This is a genomic window from Amazonocrinis nigriterrae CENA67, from assembly GCF_016056305.1.
GTDB lineage: Bacteria > Cyanobacteriota > Cyanobacteriia > Cyanobacteriales > Nostocaceae > Amazonocrinis > Amazonocrinis nigriterrae.
Genome location: NZ_JAECZC010000009.1, coordinates 1 through 15,618, shown reverse-complemented (window position 1 = coordinate 15,618; position 15,618 = coordinate 1). Strand labels below are relative to the sequence as shown.

Sequence of the window (15,618 nt, the reverse complement as noted above, 5' to 3'; positions counted from 1 at the left end):
ATTATATTTCACGCAGAGGCGCAGAGACGCAGATAGTTTTTAGAATAATTAATTAGATGGATTTGAAGTGAGTTATTTTTCTACCTGTAATTCAAATCCAGGTAGAACTTCTTCTCCAGAAAGTTTGGATGATATTTGCACTACTTGTACTGGCTGTTGTGGACGGTAAATTTCCACCTGTTCATCTTGAGGATTAATCAGCCATCCTAAACGTAAACCATTTTCTATATATTCCTGCATTTTATCTTGCAGAGTTTTTAAGCGATCGCTTTCTGAGCGAAGTTCAATTACAAAGTCTGGTGTTAGTGGCGGAAATTTCTTACGTTGTTCGGGTGTGAGTGCTTCCCATCGTTCTAATTTTACCCACGCAACATCAGGCGATCGTTTTGCGCCATTGGGTAGTTGAAATATAGTAGATGAACTGAAAACTATTCCTAATTTTGTTTGGCGGTTCCAAATATTTAAATCAGTAATCAAGTCTGCTTCTTGATTTCCGCTTTCTCCTCCCACTGGTGGCACAATAATCAGTTCTCCAGTTGCACTTAATTCTAGATTTAAATCTTTATTCGCCATGCACAGTTGATAAAACTGTTCATCGTTAAGGCGAAGAATTGGCTCTAGATTTAGTATAACTTTATTCATTGAACTAATCTTTGCCTTAAACCTGAAGAATATTCTGGCAACAAGTTAATATATTTAAGTATTGACGCCGAGATTGATTATTTCTATCTCTGGCTGTGTGATATAATATGCGAAAATACACTATGAAAAAGCTAATAATACAGCACTTTTACATATGTTTTGTATAGTTGCTGGGTCGATATATTGGCTTGTGTATTTTGTAAAAATAAAATATAGGAGTATTAATCATGAAAAGCGTTATTGCATTCATGGGAAAACTCTATGTACTGATCGTGCTAGTTTTATTAGTTTTTATAACTAAAAATTTAGCACAAATATCAGCAATGCTCGTTTTAGCTGTAGCATTGCTGAATATAAAAAAGTAAGGTTGTATAAGAAGTTATTGCAGTAACTTCTTGTTTAGGTAGGGTTACTAAGTTTTTTAGTACTCTGCCTTTTATTTTATTTACCTAAAAATTAAGCTCCTTAATTTTTAGATAATCCACACAAATATAATAACATACCGTTTGATTTTGTAAATAACTTACCATGACACAGCTAGCAAAGATAATGCAAGTATAATAACGCCTGTTGACGGCAAAAATATAAGTTCTAATTAAATGAGTCAACTCAAAAAAGCTATCATGACAGACGACACAGCCTAAATATAGGACTGCACAAACTAAATTATTTACATTATTTACGCAAAATTAAGTTACCCTGACACATCAAAGAGGCTAATATAAGGTTGCATCAATTAAATTATTTACATCTTTTACTCAAACAAAATCTACCCTGAGACACCAAAGAGGTTGATATAAGGCTGCATATCATGGTCTTACTTAGCAGCGGCAACAATGTATAGTCACGCGGGGCGAAAAAGTGACTTTTTAAAATTAAACCGGGTTTAAATAAATAGTAAACCTTAAATTGTAGGGTGCGTTATAGCAACGCTTAACGTACCGTCTTTCTCGGTGCGTTACGGCTAATGCTTACTCTCTCAAACTTCCAAATCTTTGCACAGCCTTAACCCACCCTACTTAAATATTTACTTTATAAATAACCTCTAACTTACTTATCTCTAGTTTAATCCTAAGCTCAAAATACCTAAAATTTTACCAACTTGATTCAAAAAGTATTCATTTAAATCAACTTCTATTGTTGTTCCTGTTAACTGCATAAACTTCCAATTACTTCCGGTAGTTACAGCACCAAAGATTTGATTAACCTGTTTTCCTTTTTGCTGGTTAAAAATCTGAGATGCAATCATTTCTGCCATACATTGTCCTAAACCAGCTTCAATATTCTCGTTTTTTGCTTCTACCACGGTGATAACTGGTGAAGTGATAAATAATTGTTCTGGCGAACGACTGATTAAAAAATGACAATAACCTGTTAAACCTTTCTCTATATCAACGTTAAAGTCTTTACCAGAAAATAAACTTACTTTTTCAGGATATAGTCGCTTTAATTCTAACAATATTGGTGCAATAATCATCTCTGAACGAGATTTTTCTGAGTTAATTGCTAAGGCTATTGGTGTATTAAAACGAAGTGTTTCTGCTAGGTAATCGCTATAGCTGATTTCTGGTACTTCACCAAATTTACTGACTTTTTCTATTAAAGTGATATTAAACTTGGTTTGAATTGATTCAATATCAAACTGACTGTAAGACATTGTTGAGAATTGGGAATAGGGAATAGGGAGTGGGGAATAGGGTGAAAAGAGAAATCTGATGTTTTCAGCTATGTTCGAGGTTGATTGTACTTAGATTTTACTTAAAGTAGGGGCGTACAGCTGTACCCCCTACAAGGTATGTATCTATTGCATTCTTTTTTAAAATTGGTATAAGATGCGATCGCTCTCCAAACTCTCACTTTTGAGCTTATAACTTGACGCTTGAAGTTCTGAACTTGGAACTTCAAGCTTGGAATTCGACACTTCGAGTTCTGAACTTGGAACTTCAAGCTTGGAATTCGACGCTTCTAGTTCTGAACTCGGAACTTCAAGCTTGGAACTCGACGCTTCGAGTTCTGAACTCCAAATGCCGAGATGTCAAAACTTTATTTATAGAAACTGGAGAAAAATTTCCTAATCCCCAGTCCCTAGTCCCTAGTACCCAGTCCCCAATTAATAATGTGTTCCCGTCTTACGATGATGGACGGCTGTTACTCCGTTATTATCTAGCAATTTGCCATTGTCCACAGTGGCATAAACCAGCCAATGATCGCCAGATTCCATGCGATTTTGTACGGAACATTCCAGATATGCTAAAGCATCGGTAAGTATGGGTGAACCATTCTCTGCTTCCTGGGCAGCAACATCTGCAAATCGGTCTTGTCCTGGGCCAAAAGGCTTGAGGAAGTGCTTCATCAAGCCGATGTGATTGCCATCTTTGAGAATGTTGAGGACAAATTTATTCCCTGAATGTGTTAGCGATTCTACTGCACGTTCTTTGGCAACGGCGATGGTTAAACCAGGGGGACTAAAACTAGCTTGAGACACCCAAGAGGCTAACATCGCACTAGAGATATCGTCTTGCTTGGCGGTGACTACGCACAGTGAACCGACAATCCGCCCTACTGCTTGTTCTACACTAGTAGCAGGAACACTCGGCGATCGCACTTTTTTAGCTTTCTTCAATGCTTGGGCAAAGTCAGTGCCGGCTTCTTCGCACAGTTGCAATGTGACATCGTTGGGTTTAAATTTCACCCGGATGGTGTCAAAACCAAACCGATAGCCAGCATCTTTGAGTTTGCTTTCAATTAAATCAACGGCTTCACCACTCCAGCCAAAGGAACCAAACACACCAGCCAGCTGATTGTTCGTCGCAGTAGATAGCACAATTCCTAAAGCTGTTTGCACTGGTGTGGGTGCATGACCGCCAAGGGTGGGTGAACCCATAATAAAGCCATCTGCTTTTTCCACAGCTGCCCGGATTTCGTCTGGGTCGGTAAATTCACAGTTAATCGATTCTACAGCAACACCAGCTTTGGTGATACCACGCGCGATCGCTTGGGCTAAAGTTGCAGTATTACCATAGGCTGATGCATAAATCAAAGCAACTGTCAAGTCTGCTGAGGTTTGCTGTTGACTCCACAGGCGGTAAGCTTTGGTGAGTTCAATTAAACCGTAACGCACCAAAGACCCGTGTCCGGTGGCGTACAAACGCACAGGCAAATCGGCAAGTTTATCGAGGGCGGTTTCTACTTGACGCGCATGGGGTGCCATCAAACAATCAAAATAATAGCGGCGATGTTCGTTATATACTTCCCAGCCTTCATCAAAAACTTGATCGCCACAAACATGCGCCCCAAATAACTTATCTGAGTAAAGTATTTCCGTTTGTGGGTCATAGGTACACAGGTGATCTGCATAGCGGGGGTTAGGCGTGGGAATGAATTGCAAATAATGTCCTTTGCCTAAATCTAGAGTTTCTTCCCCCCGCATAATCAAAATTGGTAAATCAAGATTTTCCAACGCCCCCCGCAAATTTATCGCCCCAGGATTAGAACACACAAAGGTGATTTGCGGGGCAATTTCTAGCAAAGCTTTTAAAGTAGCCGCGCGGTTGGGATTGACATGTCCCAAAATTACATAATCCAGCTTTTTAACATCAAAACGCTGTTGTAAAGCTTCTAAAAAAATTTGCGTAAACGTTTCGCCTGGTGGGTCGATGAGGGCAGTTTTATCACCTTCAATTAAATAAGAGTTCGCAGTTGTACCCTTGGCAAGAGCATATTCTATTTCAAACCTTAGCCTTGTCCAACTGCGCGATCGCAGTACTCTAGTATCTGTAGCAACAGGAAAAACCTGAACGTCGCGGGGTTTAGTTTGTGGCATAACGAAGTGAGAGTTAGGAGTTAGGAGTTAAAAGTTAGGAGTTAAAAGTTAGGAATTAAAAGTTAGAGTTGAAGAAAGTTGTCAATCTAAATTTTTGAAGTTCTGTGCAAACGATATCTATTCTTAAAACCGTTCCTAGAACTCCTAATTTTAATTTCTAACTCCTCACTCTTCACTCCTAATTCCTCACTCCTAACTTTCTTAGTAGTGGTTTCCAACTTTACGGTGATGCACTGCTGTCATGGCATCTGGTTTAGAAACTCGTCCGGCGTAAACTGTACTGTATACTGCCCAGTGGTCGCCGCAGTCCATACGACTGACGACTTCACACTCTATGTATGCCAAAGCATCGGTGAGGATGGGGGCGCCGTTTTCGGCTGGCTGAGTTCTCACTCCTTCAAAGCGGTCTGCACCAGGGGCGAATCGCTTTAAAAAGTGTTTCATCAGCTTTTGATAATTGCTTTCTTCTAAGATATTGAGTACAAAGCGATCGCCTACTTGCATGAGTGATTCTATCGCCCGGTCTTTGGCTACGGCAATGGAAAATCCTAAAGGTTTAAAGCTGGCTTGGGCTACCCAAGAGGCTAACATGGCACTCTTCACATCGCCTTTTTTGGCGGTGATAATATACAAACCGCCGCTGAGTCTACCTAATGCTTTGTCTAAATCAGCACCCAAGGATTTCATGGCTTTGATGCTGCGATCGCGTGTCACCCATTGCCCTAAGTCTGTCCCAGCTTCTTCACATAGCTTGTAGATGTTTTCTGTGGGTGCTTCTTTAATGCGAATGGCTGGGAAAACTGTTGTCAATCCCAAGTTACGGAATTTACTCAGTAACGGGTCGATGGGTTCATCATCTCCGCCACCAGTTTCAAATATACCTATGCTTTGTTTTTCTTTGACAGAACCTAAAACAGTGCTGAGGGCTGCTTGAATATTAGCATTACTACTAACTGGCGGTGTCCCAACCACAATTCCCGCACAACGCCCGACGATTTCCCGCAACTCTTGTAAATCTACTTCTCCTCCCAAGTCTACTATTTCCAGACCAACACCAGTTTTGCTGATACCGTTGGCAATTGCTTGGGCGAGGCGATCGCCATAGCCGTATTCGGAAACGTAAAATATGCCAATGACTGTTTCTGGTTTGGTTTGGTTTTGACTCCAATTGCGGTAGCGCTTGGTGAGTTCTTCTACATGGTGAGATAATAGTGGCCCGTGACCAGTGGCAATCATGTTAACCGTGGGCAGTTCCCCCATCCGCTTAAGGGCAGATAATACTGAGCGGGCATTTGGCCCCATCAAGCATTCATAGTAATATTTAAAGTCGGCTTCAATGGTTTTTAAGTCTTCATCAAAGGTGCTATCGGAGCAATAATGCATCCCGAAAGCGTCACAGGTGTAGAGAATTTGGGTTTTGTGGTCGAAGCTGAATATGGTGTCAGGCCAATGTAAATTAGGCGCAATCACAAATTCTAATTCGTGACCGTTGCCCAAATCCAAGCGATCGCCATTTTTCACAATCCGGCGCTTAAATGGCTGATGTACCAAATCCTCTAGAAACTGAATCGCCACTTTAGAACCGACGACGGTGATTTCTGGAGCCATTTGTAACAAATCTTTGACTAAGCCACTGTGGTCTGGTTCGGTGTGGCTGATAATCAAATAATCAATCTCAGATAAATTGATTAGTCCGGTGAGCGTATCAAAGTATAACTTGCGAAACTTTTCGTGGGAAGTATCTACTAAGGCAGTCTGCTCACCCCGGATAAGAAACGAGTTGTAAGTTGTGCCGTTTTGCAGGCCAAACTCGATATCGAAGCGATCGCGATCCCAATCTAATGAGCGAATTGCCGTTGTCTGTTCAGCAATTGCCGCAGTCTGTATGGTAAGCCGTTTTTCAGTTCTCTCGGTGAGCGCTACCATAACTCCCCTCCTTGACAAAATGAGTATTTATTCCTCTTGTATTATTGTGCCACGGGTTTTATGTAAATTTTTATTAAAAATTTTATAGTTAAGTTAAAAAAGATCAAATGAGCGAACCACAGGAAAGATGACGGGGATGAGGGGGATAGGGGAATGAGGGAGACAAAGAATATTTGGCTGGGTTTGGAGATTGGGAATTCTCGGTTGCATTGGGGGTTGTTTAGAGGCGAAACTCTTGATTTTACATGGGATACTGACTATTTACCTGAGTCTGCCATATATCAGCTAGCTCAATGTCAAACACTGGATGATTTATTACTAGCAATTTTTCCACTGCATCAGAGAACAAGAGAAGAATTTTTACTCACCTCATCCCCCTCATCCCTCCCTCCCCTCATCGTAGCTTCCGTAGTTCCTAGCCAAACAGCATTGTGGCAAATTTACCCAAATATTCGCATCATTACCTTAGACCAAGTACCGCTTCAGGCTGTATATCCCACGCTAGGAATTGACCGCGCTTTAGCTTTGTGGGGTGCTGGGAAAAGTTGGGGTTTTCCCATGTTAGTTATTGATGCAGGAACAGCCCTAACTTTTACGGGTGCAGATGAGAATCAATGTTTAGTGGGAGGCGCAATTTTACCAGGACTAGGATTACAGTTTGCGAGTCTTAGTCAAAAAACAGGGCAACTACCATTTGTAGAAATGCAGGATTTCACATCTCTACCTTCACGTTTTGCTAACAATACATCAGAAGCAATTCAAAGTGGAGTAATTTACACTCTATTAGCTGGAATCAGAGATTTTATTGAGGCGTGGTGGTGTTTATTTCCTGAAGGAAAAGTGGCGATTAAAGGCGGCGATCGCACCTTATTATTCAACTATTTTCAAACTGTATATCTTAATATCGCAAGTCGTTTGATTTTAGAACCAAATTTAACTTTTTGCGGAATGCGGGAAATAGTGATGAGTGAAGGGTAATTTTCAGGTGATCATAAATTTTATTTAAAAGTCATTGTAAAATGAGTCATCTAAAGAAATTTGAAATATGGGTTGAACTTGATATAATAGAAGACCAACATGTTGATGAGGAGTTTTGTAATGCAATATTACTCTTCTCTGATGGCTCAAAAATTGGTATTAATATTTGGAGCGAAAAGTTCTTTTATCAAAATTTTAAGAATTTTGATTGGATAAATGAACAAGTCGCTATTTTGCCAGATATTGTAGTCCGAGACTTCAACGCTTCATCAATTCGTCAAGCAATATTTAATTTGGTAACTAAGCAAAATTGGCTAGAAGGACGTGGCTTTCCTGCTAGAAGAGAGGAGATGGTTTAAAACCCTTTGCAAGAGTTGATTTTACAACTACCCATTCTGCTGAATAAAATCCCGAATATCTCCAGCCACAACCCCAGCACAAGATTCTGGTAAATCATTGCCTGCATGAGCAATCATCTTAAATTCAACTTGCGGAATAAGTTGAGTGTAAGTCTGACTTTTGACAACGGCATCTAATAAGTCTTGACCACCTTGTAAAATTAAAACTGGAACTTCCATTAAATGCAATCGGTTTTGCAATAATTCTGCTTCAATTTCTGGCTGTTGCCGTTGAAATAGTAGTTTACAGGCTGTAGGGTATTGCAAAAGTTCTTGGCGCATCTGCCAATCCTTTTCAATTTGTTCGTGTAAACCCAAAATTTTAGTTAAAGGACGAAGCGATCGCAATATCTTAAAAAATATTGGTGAACGGTTCAGTAGCTGCCGCATCTTTTGCCAAGATTTTGTTTGTCCTTCTACCTCTACACCTTCTGGTGCTAGCAATACTAAACCGTTAACTTGCTCTGCATACTTTAAAGCATAACTAGCAGCAATCCATCCCCCTAGAGAATGTCCTACTAAATATACTTTTTCTAACTTCAAAGCTTGCAGTAACTCAGCTATACACTCTACATGCAAATCAATTGAGTGATGAATATTCAGATTCTCTGACTCACCAAACCCTAATAAATCTGGTGCGAAGCAATGGAAATTCTGAGATAGTGACTCTATCACTGATAACCATTGGCTGCTATCTTTCCAAGCACCATGTAAAAAAATTACAGGAGTGCCCTCACCAGTTTCACGCCAGAATAATAGCCCTTGAGAGAGTTTCCTCCGAGAGTTACGAAATAGGGTATCCATCTTAAAGTTAACAGTTTACTCTTAGCAAATTAGTCAATAGCCATTAATCCATAAAAGTTAACTACTGACAACTGACAAAAGACAAATAATCAATAACAAACAAAAGACAAATAACCAATAACAAAAAATTATTATGCTAGTGTAGTCAAGCCATTCAAGTAGTCTTGTAGTTGTTGGGAGTGGTCATGAGACATTTTTCCTAGAGGTAAGGACTCGGCAGGGAAAGCCCGGATTTCCATGACCTCCAAAGTATCCTCAACCACCATCATTCCCTGCACTTTGGCTTCAACTACAACACAAATAGAATGGATTCTGGGGTCGCGATCTGGTGCAGAGTAAACTCCGACCAAACGGCGAATTTCTATTAACTCTAGTCCAGTTTCCTCCATTAACTCTCTGCGGACTGTCTTAGAGATATCCTCTCCCCAGTCCACCATACCTCCAGGCAATGCCCAGCAACCATCATCACGCCGTCGGATCAGCACAATTTGGCCATCAGGTAATATCGGGATGATACTAGTGCCAGTAATGGGATGCCGAAAGATAATACCCAGTACCGTTTGCCCAATGCGCCATAAGCTACGTGCAGAATGGACAGATTTTGCAAAAAAAGCAATAACTTTCAATCTTAAAATATCTTTGTTGTATTATCTAATGTCCCGACCACTTAACATAGGCTCAACTACTAAAGAATTGAGATTTGTATTCTACAAACATGTTTGTGGTTTGAGATTTTATTTTAACGATTTCCGTATAATATATCAATTTTATAATTTTTTTGTTCAAATAAAGTATCTGGTAATTTTATATACATATCATAAATTCATAAATTGATGTCAGAGGAGATTTCTGATTAAATCTAGTTAGATTCTGATTTCAAACAGTGTTCAATACTAGTTTTTAAATAGACATTTAAAAATTTAAATAATATATATGATTTTATAGGGTTATCCACTTTAATAAGTGTCACTCTTGGAATCAAGAAATTTCAATTTCTCAATAATAATTAATATTTACTGAATATTGGATGATTGCAAAATCTGATTGGTATCAAATCCATAAGGTTTATCCATAGTAAATAATGCCAGGTTAACAACCTAACAACTGACTATTGGTTTATGGATGCGACATTTTCACACTGAACTTTATGAATTGCTCTATCAAGTAGACTCCTGTCTTTTAGTCTCTACAATAGTATACAAAAACCCTAGCATTAAAAAGTGATGCTAAATTACTATTGACATATTCAATTATAATGCGATATTATTGTAAACTGTTCAAAGTCTGTAGGCTGCTAAACTAGGCTAAAACTATATCAATAACATTGGTAGCTGAATATTGCCTAAATAATGCCTAGTTGTAACTTTTTTGTTGTTTATTAATGAGGTGAACATGGCTAAGCGCCGTAACCCGAAAAAAGAAAAGGCGCTACGGAACCAGGCATATGCCAGAAAGTTTCGTAAACGAACTACGACAGGAAGAATGCAGAGAAGATTCCAACAAAGACCGCCGAAGAGTGAGGAAGATGAAGGCGCAGCAGCAATTGATGCTGAGTAAGTTGCCTACCGAAATTCTTGTTCTTTAAAATTATTAATTTTCAGGGCGTACATCTGTACGCCCTTATTTTATTGAGAATGGGGCATAGGGCATTGGGAATTATTTAAAAGTTAGGAGTTATTCCTTCCTCATCTCCCTCATCCTCCTCATCCCCCTCATTCCTTAGTTTTCCTGTTCAGCAATTTGAGTGCGGGCGGCAAGTAGTGCTTTCGCCACTTGTGCAAAACCAGTACCACCGTAACTGTTGCGGGCAGCTACTACTTGATGTGGAGATATCGCTTCGTAAATATCTGCGGCAAATGCTGGGTGCAGCTGTTGCCACTCTTCTAATGTCAAATCTTTCAAGAGTTTACCCGCAGCAATACTAGTTTTTACTACTTTACCTACGAGATTATAAGCTTCTCGGAAGGGAACACCCCTTGCTGCTAGGTAATCTGCTACATCGGTAGCGTTGGAAAAGTCTTCTGTTACTGCTTGTGCCAAACGCTGCGTGCGAAATTCTAAACCTTCCCGCAGCAAAATTGTGATTGCTTCCAAACAGGCTTTAACCGTGTTCACACTGTCAAACAAACCTTCTTTATCTTCTTGTAGGTCTTTGTTGTACGCCAGTGGTAGCCCTTTCATGATCACTAACATTCCCTGGAGATGACCAAATACACGCCCTGTTTTTCCCCGCACCAGTTCTGGTACATCAGGATTTTTCTTTTGGGGCATAATGCTGGAACCTGTAGCACAACTATCTTTGAGGGCAACAAAACGAAATTCTTCAGATGACCAGAGAATAATTTCTTCACTCAAACGGCTGAGGTGAACCATGATCAAGCTAGCAGCGCAGAGAAATTCGATCGCAAAGTCGCGATCGCTCACTCCATCCAAGCTATTAGCATAAATGTTGTCAAATTGCAATAGTTCAGCTGTGTAATACCTATCAATAGGGAAAGTAGTCCCAGCTAAAGCACCGCACCCCAGTGGCGAGATATTCACTCGGCGATAAACGTCTCCCAGACGTTCCCAGTCGCGCTGCGCCATCTCAAAGTATGCCAGAAGGTGATGAGCCAAACTCAGGGGTTGGGCACGTTGCAGGTGTGTATAACCAGGAATCAGAGTTTCAACGTGCTGTTGGGCTATATCTAATAAAACACTTTGAAATTCTCGCAATTGGCCTTTGATTTGTTGGATTTGGTCGCGTAGATAAAGTCTAGTGTCCGTACCAACTTGGTCATTACGCGATCGCGCCGTATGCAGCTTTTTACCCACATCACCGACAATTTCAGTCAATCGCCGTTCAACCGCAAAATGTACATCTTCAGCATCGATACCAGGCTGAAATTTTCCTTGGTGGTATTCAGTGCGAATTTGTTCTAAACCTGCAACTAGTTGCTTTCCTTCTTCTGTTGAAATAATACCCGTGTGAGCCAACATCTGAGCATGGGCTATTGAGCCAGTCAGGTCATATTCTATTAATGCCATGTCAAAACCGATACTGGCATTAAAACGAGCGATCACCGGATGCAGCGCTGATTCAAACCGCTGACTCCAAGTCTGTTCTTTAGTCATAAATACAGGGGAGTAGGGGAAAATTAAGAGTTATGAGTTAACAGTTATGAATTTTTCACTCCTAACTCCTAACTCCTAACTCCTCACTTTGAAAGTTAACCGTAACTTGTTAGATTCCGAATGATATAACCAATGACCAAACCAATCAACAGGGCCCAGATTTGTCCTGTCTGTACAAAGTGGCCCCAAGCTTTCGAGATTTGACCTATCAGGTCTGGATCGTGAATTGCTTGAGCTAGTGGGGTAATATTTGCTGGCAAATGCCAAACTAACTGAGACATCAAATCGCTGTAGTAGTTCATATTTGATAAGGGTACTGGGTATTGGGTACTGGGTATTGGGGATTGGGTATTGGGAATTAGTTATTACTCTTTTCACCAGTCCCCAATCCCTAGTCCCCAGTCACCAGTCCCCAGCCTCGTCATAACTCAAGATGCAGAGGATGCCATCCGCAATTTCTCGGCTGTCCGCAAAATTTGCCCCGCCAAAACTGCAGCGCCAAAACCATTATCAATATTCACTACACCGACTCCTGCTGCACAAGAATTGAGCATTGTTAATAGGGGTGCTAACCCGCCAAAACTTGCACCATAACCGATGCTAGTAGGAACAGCAATCACGGGACAATCGGCCAAACCTGCAACAACGCTGGGTAAAGCACCTTCCATCCCAGCCACGACAATCAACACTGATGCTGACTCAATGAGGTGGCGGTTACTCAGCAAGCGGTGAATTCCAGCAACACCGACATCCCAAAGACGTTGCACGCGAAAACCAGAGAGTTCAGCGGTGACTGCTGCTTCCTCAGCAACAGGTAAATCAGCAGTACCAGCAGAAAGAATGCCTATCTCTCCTCCAAACAGTGGTTCGATGGTGGGAGGAGTGATAGCACAAATTTTCGCCAATTCGTAGTAGTGCAAACCTCTAACCTTTGATTGCAGTACTGCATAAACTGCTGGTTCGATGCGGGTTGCCATCACCACTGGGTTACGCTGGCGCATCACCTCCATAATTTGAGCAATCTGTTCCGGAGTTTTACCTGGCCCCCAAATCACTTCTGGGAAACCAGTTCTCAGCTGACGATGGTGGTCAATTTTGGCAAACTCACCTACAGATTCATAGGCTAAGTCTTTGAGTGAGTCCAAGGCCACATCTGGATGAACTTTACCATTGGCAACTGCTTCTAGGAGCGATCGCAAAGTTTCAATTTGAGTCACGGCAAATGAAGATTTTACTTGCTATATAGATGGATGTTAGAGCTAATCAGTGACTCTCAGTTCGTAGAGGTTCCAGAATGGCCCACCAAGAGCAGTATACTTGACGCCCTGGAAGCGATCGCGCACTGCTTGGAGGTTTAAACGTTCTACTAAATGAATAAACGGTAACTGTTCTGAAGCTATCCGCTGATATTCGTAATAAATTTCCTTGCGCTTATTTTCATCAATGACTTGTGCGCCTTGGACGTAAAGACGATCAATTTCCTTTTCCCATTCAGAAGGTTCCCAGCCAATTAAAGGTGGATCTCCTGGTTGTGCGCTTTGATTAAATGCATGTGAACCACCATTAATTCGCCAAATATTACTAGCACTGTGGGGTTCAATTCCTCCTCCTGCAAATCCCCCTAGGTAACAATCCCAATTTTGTGACACTTTCAGTTTTTCTAGATAGGCATTGAAGCTGAGAATTTGTAAATCTACTTTAATCCCTATGTTTGCCAAATCTTGTTGGATTTGTGCTGCCATATCACCTCTAACTTTCCTTTCAGAATTGGTTAGAAGTGTAAATCTGACTCGATTACCACTAGCATCTAACAATTGTTTTTGAGCATCATATTTAAACCCTGCTTTTAACAGTATTTGTTTAGCTTTTTCTGGATTATAATCATACACTTTTAACCCTTTTTCCGGAGGCAAAAAGTAAGGGCTTTTCACATAAACAAAGGAATTTTGCAGTTCACCTAGCCCACGAAAAGCATTGATTTTCATTTTTTCTCTGTTCAGGCTATAGGCTACAGCTTGACGAAATTCTTTTTTATTAAACCAGCTAGATTTGATTGGTTCTACTAAAGGTTGCCCTTGGGAATTTTTAGCTTTATTGAGATTAAAAGAAATAAAAGTTGTACTTGTATCTGGGCCACCGTTATAAATTTTAAATTTGGCTCGTTTTTCCTCTCGCTTCAGTAAGCTAAAACCTTCTGGAGGTACTTCCAAATCATCTAATTGCCCAGAACGAAAACTAATCAACTGGTTATCTGTTGATTCAATAATTTGCAAAACAATGCGCTCAATATAAGGCTGGTGTTTGCCCTGAGCATCTTTACGCCAGTAATATGGGTTACGCTTAAAAATGACTCTTTGGCTAGGTACATAACTTTCCATTACATAAGGCCCATTACCAATAATCTTTTTGGGGTCTGTGCCTGTATTCCACATAGAAATAAACTTAGGATTGCCATCAGCACCCTTGGTACGCACTGCCTCTTGTAAAGCATGGGCTGGCATAATCGGGATGCCACCTACGTATCGCAAAAAAGGTGCAAACGGTTCTTCAATGGTGAATTCAACCCGTCGTGCATCTAATTTGGTGACTTTTGGCAAACTACCTTTTTCTCCAACTCTCAGGGCATCTTTGGTAGAAGTTGGTATTTTAGGATTTAAGTAAATTTCATTATAAGTAAAAATAATATCATCAGCAGTCATTGGCTCACCATCTGACCACTTCAGATCTTTTCTTAAGGTAATTACAACTTTTTGTCCGTTGTTAGAAACTTCCCAAGACTCTGCTAAACCTGGCTCTAGTTTTGTCGTTAAAGGATTTTCATTAATTAATGAATCATAAATAAATCCAAAAACGCTATATGCTGATTCATTTAATGGATAGTTAAAAGTTGAAGGCTCACTCAGAACAGCTGTAACCATTTGCCGCACTTGAGCAGCCTCTGTTTTAAAGTCAGCAGGATTACAGGCTGAAACTAACAAGGCTGTAATGGAAGCCAGAATGAGGGATAGTCGTAAATGCTCAAATCTAGACAAGATTGATGATAATTTCATAATTTGATAAACGTAATCTGAGTTACGCATTCAAGACAGTTAGTTAGACTTGGAGGGAATATTTTCAATTAATAACTGAGGAATAATAACTGAATATAAACCCAATTCTCTGTCAATTCTTAGTAATTTACGCCTACTAAAATTTGAGACAAATCTCATATTTTGACATATAGAATTTGCAGACTATGTTATTTTTTGTGACATCCTGCCTTCGCTATGCCTCTAATAGTAAGACCACAGCATAAGCACAAATACCTTCTTCTCGTCCTTCTGGGCCGAGTTTTTCATTAGTGGTTGCTTTAATGCCTATTTGATTGGGTTGTAATGCCAAAACAGTTGCTAACTTGTCACGCATTTTGTGTATATGGGGTTTCAATTTGGGACGTTCTGCTACTACTACCGAGTCAATATTTCCCACTTGCCAGCCTTGATCTTGAATTAGCTGATGTACTTTAGTTAGTAATACTAAACTGTCCGCCCCCGCCCATTGGGGATCACTGGGGGGAAAATAATGACCTATATCTCCCAAAGATAATGCCCCCAGCATGGCATCCATAATTGCATGGGTTAACACATCAGCGTCGCTATGTCCCAACAAACCGAGTTCATGGGGAATTTGCACACCTCCTAAAATGAGGGGGCGATCGCTCACTAGCCGATGAATATCGTAGCCGTTACCAATACGAAGTTTAGTCATTTGTCAGTTGTTAGTGGTCAGTTGTCATTTGTCATTTGTAGGGGCGAGTTTGGCAATATTGCTCAATTGGTAGCAAGTTATCCAGATAAACCCGCCCCTACAGGAGTTAAGAGTTATTGTTTTTCTCTGCCTCATCCCTCTCATCTCCCTTATCCCCGCATCTCCCCATCCCCCCATCTCCCCTGC

General features: G+C 40.5%; 14 protein-coding genes. 3 read left to right on the top strand and 11 right to left on the bottom strand.

The annotated features are described in order from the left end of the window. Positions 1–72: 72 nt before the first annotated feature. The 4 genes from I8748_RS07110 to I8748_RS07095 all read right to left on the bottom strand — a co-directional run bounded on the left by I8748_RS07110 (position 73) and on the right by I8748_RS07095 (position 6,391). A complete protein-coding gene (locus I8748_RS07110; protein WP_198123951.1) occupies positions 73–642 on the bottom strand; it encodes a Uma2 family endonuclease in 570 nt (189 codons plus the stop codon). A gap of 1,060 nt (positions 643–1,702) precedes the next feature. Next, the gene (locus I8748_RS07105) at positions 1,703–2,299 is read right to left on the bottom strand and encodes a hypothetical protein (RefSeq protein WP_198123950.1); all 597 of its coding nucleotides are present in this window, start codon (positions 2,297–2,299) and stop codon (positions 1,703–1,705) included. A 453-nt stretch (positions 2,300–2,752) separates the two neighbouring features. Beyond that, the gene (locus I8748_RS07100) at positions 2,753–4,465 is read right to left on the bottom strand and encodes a diflavin flavoprotein (RefSeq protein ID WP_198123949.1); all 1,713 of its coding nucleotides are present in this window, start codon (positions 4,463–4,465) and stop codon (positions 2,753–2,755) included. A gap of 201 nt (positions 4,466–4,666) precedes the next feature. After that, positions 4,667–6,391, bottom strand: a complete 1,725-nt coding sequence (locus I8748_RS07095; protein WP_198123948.1) for a diflavin flavoprotein — start codon at positions 6,389–6,391, stop codon at positions 4,667–4,669. 153 nt (positions 6,392–6,544) lie between these two features. Here I8748_RS07095 and I8748_RS07090 point away from each other — a divergent pair, with 153 nt between their 5' ends. Further along, on the top strand, positions 6,545–7,369 hold the full coding sequence (locus tag I8748_RS07090) for a pantothenate kinase (protein ID WP_198123947.1): 825 nt from the start codon (positions 6,545–6,547) through the stop codon (positions 7,367–7,369). Between the two features lie 41 nt (positions 7,370–7,410). Then, positions 7,411–7,728, top strand: coding sequence for a hypothetical protein (locus I8748_RS07085; RefSeq protein WP_198123946.1), 318 nt, complete (start codon positions 7,411–7,413; stop codon positions 7,726–7,728). A 27-nt stretch (positions 7,729–7,755) separates the two neighbouring features. Here the strand turns inward: I8748_RS07085 and I8748_RS07080 are convergent, their stop codons facing one another. Together I8748_RS07080 and I8748_RS07075 are read right to left on the bottom strand one after the other, a co-directional pair. After that, positions 7,756–8,571 (bottom strand): alpha/beta fold hydrolase, encoded by an 816-nt coding sequence (locus I8748_RS07080; protein WP_198123945.1) that lies wholly within the window; start codon positions 8,569–8,571, stop codon positions 7,756–7,758. A gap of 131 nt (positions 8,572–8,702) precedes the next feature. Next, entirely contained in the window at positions 8,703–9,197 is a 495-nt protein-coding gene (locus I8748_RS07075) for an NUDIX hydrolase (RefSeq protein WP_198123944.1), read from the bottom strand. Positions 9,198–9,963: 766 nt separating this feature from the next. On the opposite strand from I8748_RS07075, the gene I8748_RS07070 reads away from it, so the two are divergent. Beyond that, positions 9,964–10,128 carry a hypothetical protein gene (locus tag I8748_RS07070; protein WP_009457656.1) on the top strand — a complete coding sequence of 55 codons (165 nt, stop codon included), beginning with the start codon at positions 9,964–9,966 and terminating at the stop codon, positions 10,126–10,128. 162 nt (positions 10,129–10,290) lie between these two features. Here I8748_RS07070 and argH read toward each other — a convergent pair whose 3' ends face one another. The 5 genes from argH to ispF form a co-directional block, all read right to left on the bottom strand. Beyond that, on the bottom strand, positions 10,291–11,685 hold the full coding sequence (gene argH / locus I8748_RS07065) for an argininosuccinate lyase (RefSeq protein WP_198123943.1): 1,395 nt from the start codon (positions 11,683–11,685) through the stop codon (positions 10,291–10,293). A gap of 95 nt (positions 11,686–11,780) precedes the next feature. Further along, positions 11,781–11,987, bottom strand: a complete 207-nt coding sequence (locus I8748_RS07060; protein ID WP_198123942.1) for a hypothetical protein — start codon at positions 11,985–11,987, stop codon at positions 11,781–11,783. Positions 11,988–12,113: 126 nt separating this feature from the next. Beyond that, on the bottom strand, positions 12,114–12,902 hold the full coding sequence (gene larB, locus I8748_RS07055; RefSeq protein ID WP_198123941.1) for a nickel pincer cofactor biosynthesis protein LarB: 789 nt from the start codon (positions 12,900–12,902) through the stop codon (positions 12,114–12,116). A 42-nt stretch (positions 12,903–12,944) separates the two neighbouring features. Next, on the bottom strand, positions 12,945–14,735 hold the full coding sequence (locus tag I8748_RS07050; RefSeq protein WP_198123940.1) for an ABC transporter substrate-binding protein: 1,791 nt from the start codon (positions 14,733–14,735) through the stop codon (positions 12,945–12,947). 214 nt (positions 14,736–14,949) lie between these two features. Further along, complete coding sequence (gene ispF, locus I8748_RS07045) at positions 14,950–15,432, bottom strand: 2-C-methyl-D-erythritol 2,4-cyclodiphosphate synthase (RefSeq protein ID WP_198123939.1); 483 nt, start codon at positions 15,430–15,432, stop codon at positions 14,950–14,952. Positions 15,433–15,618 lie beyond the last annotated feature (186 nt).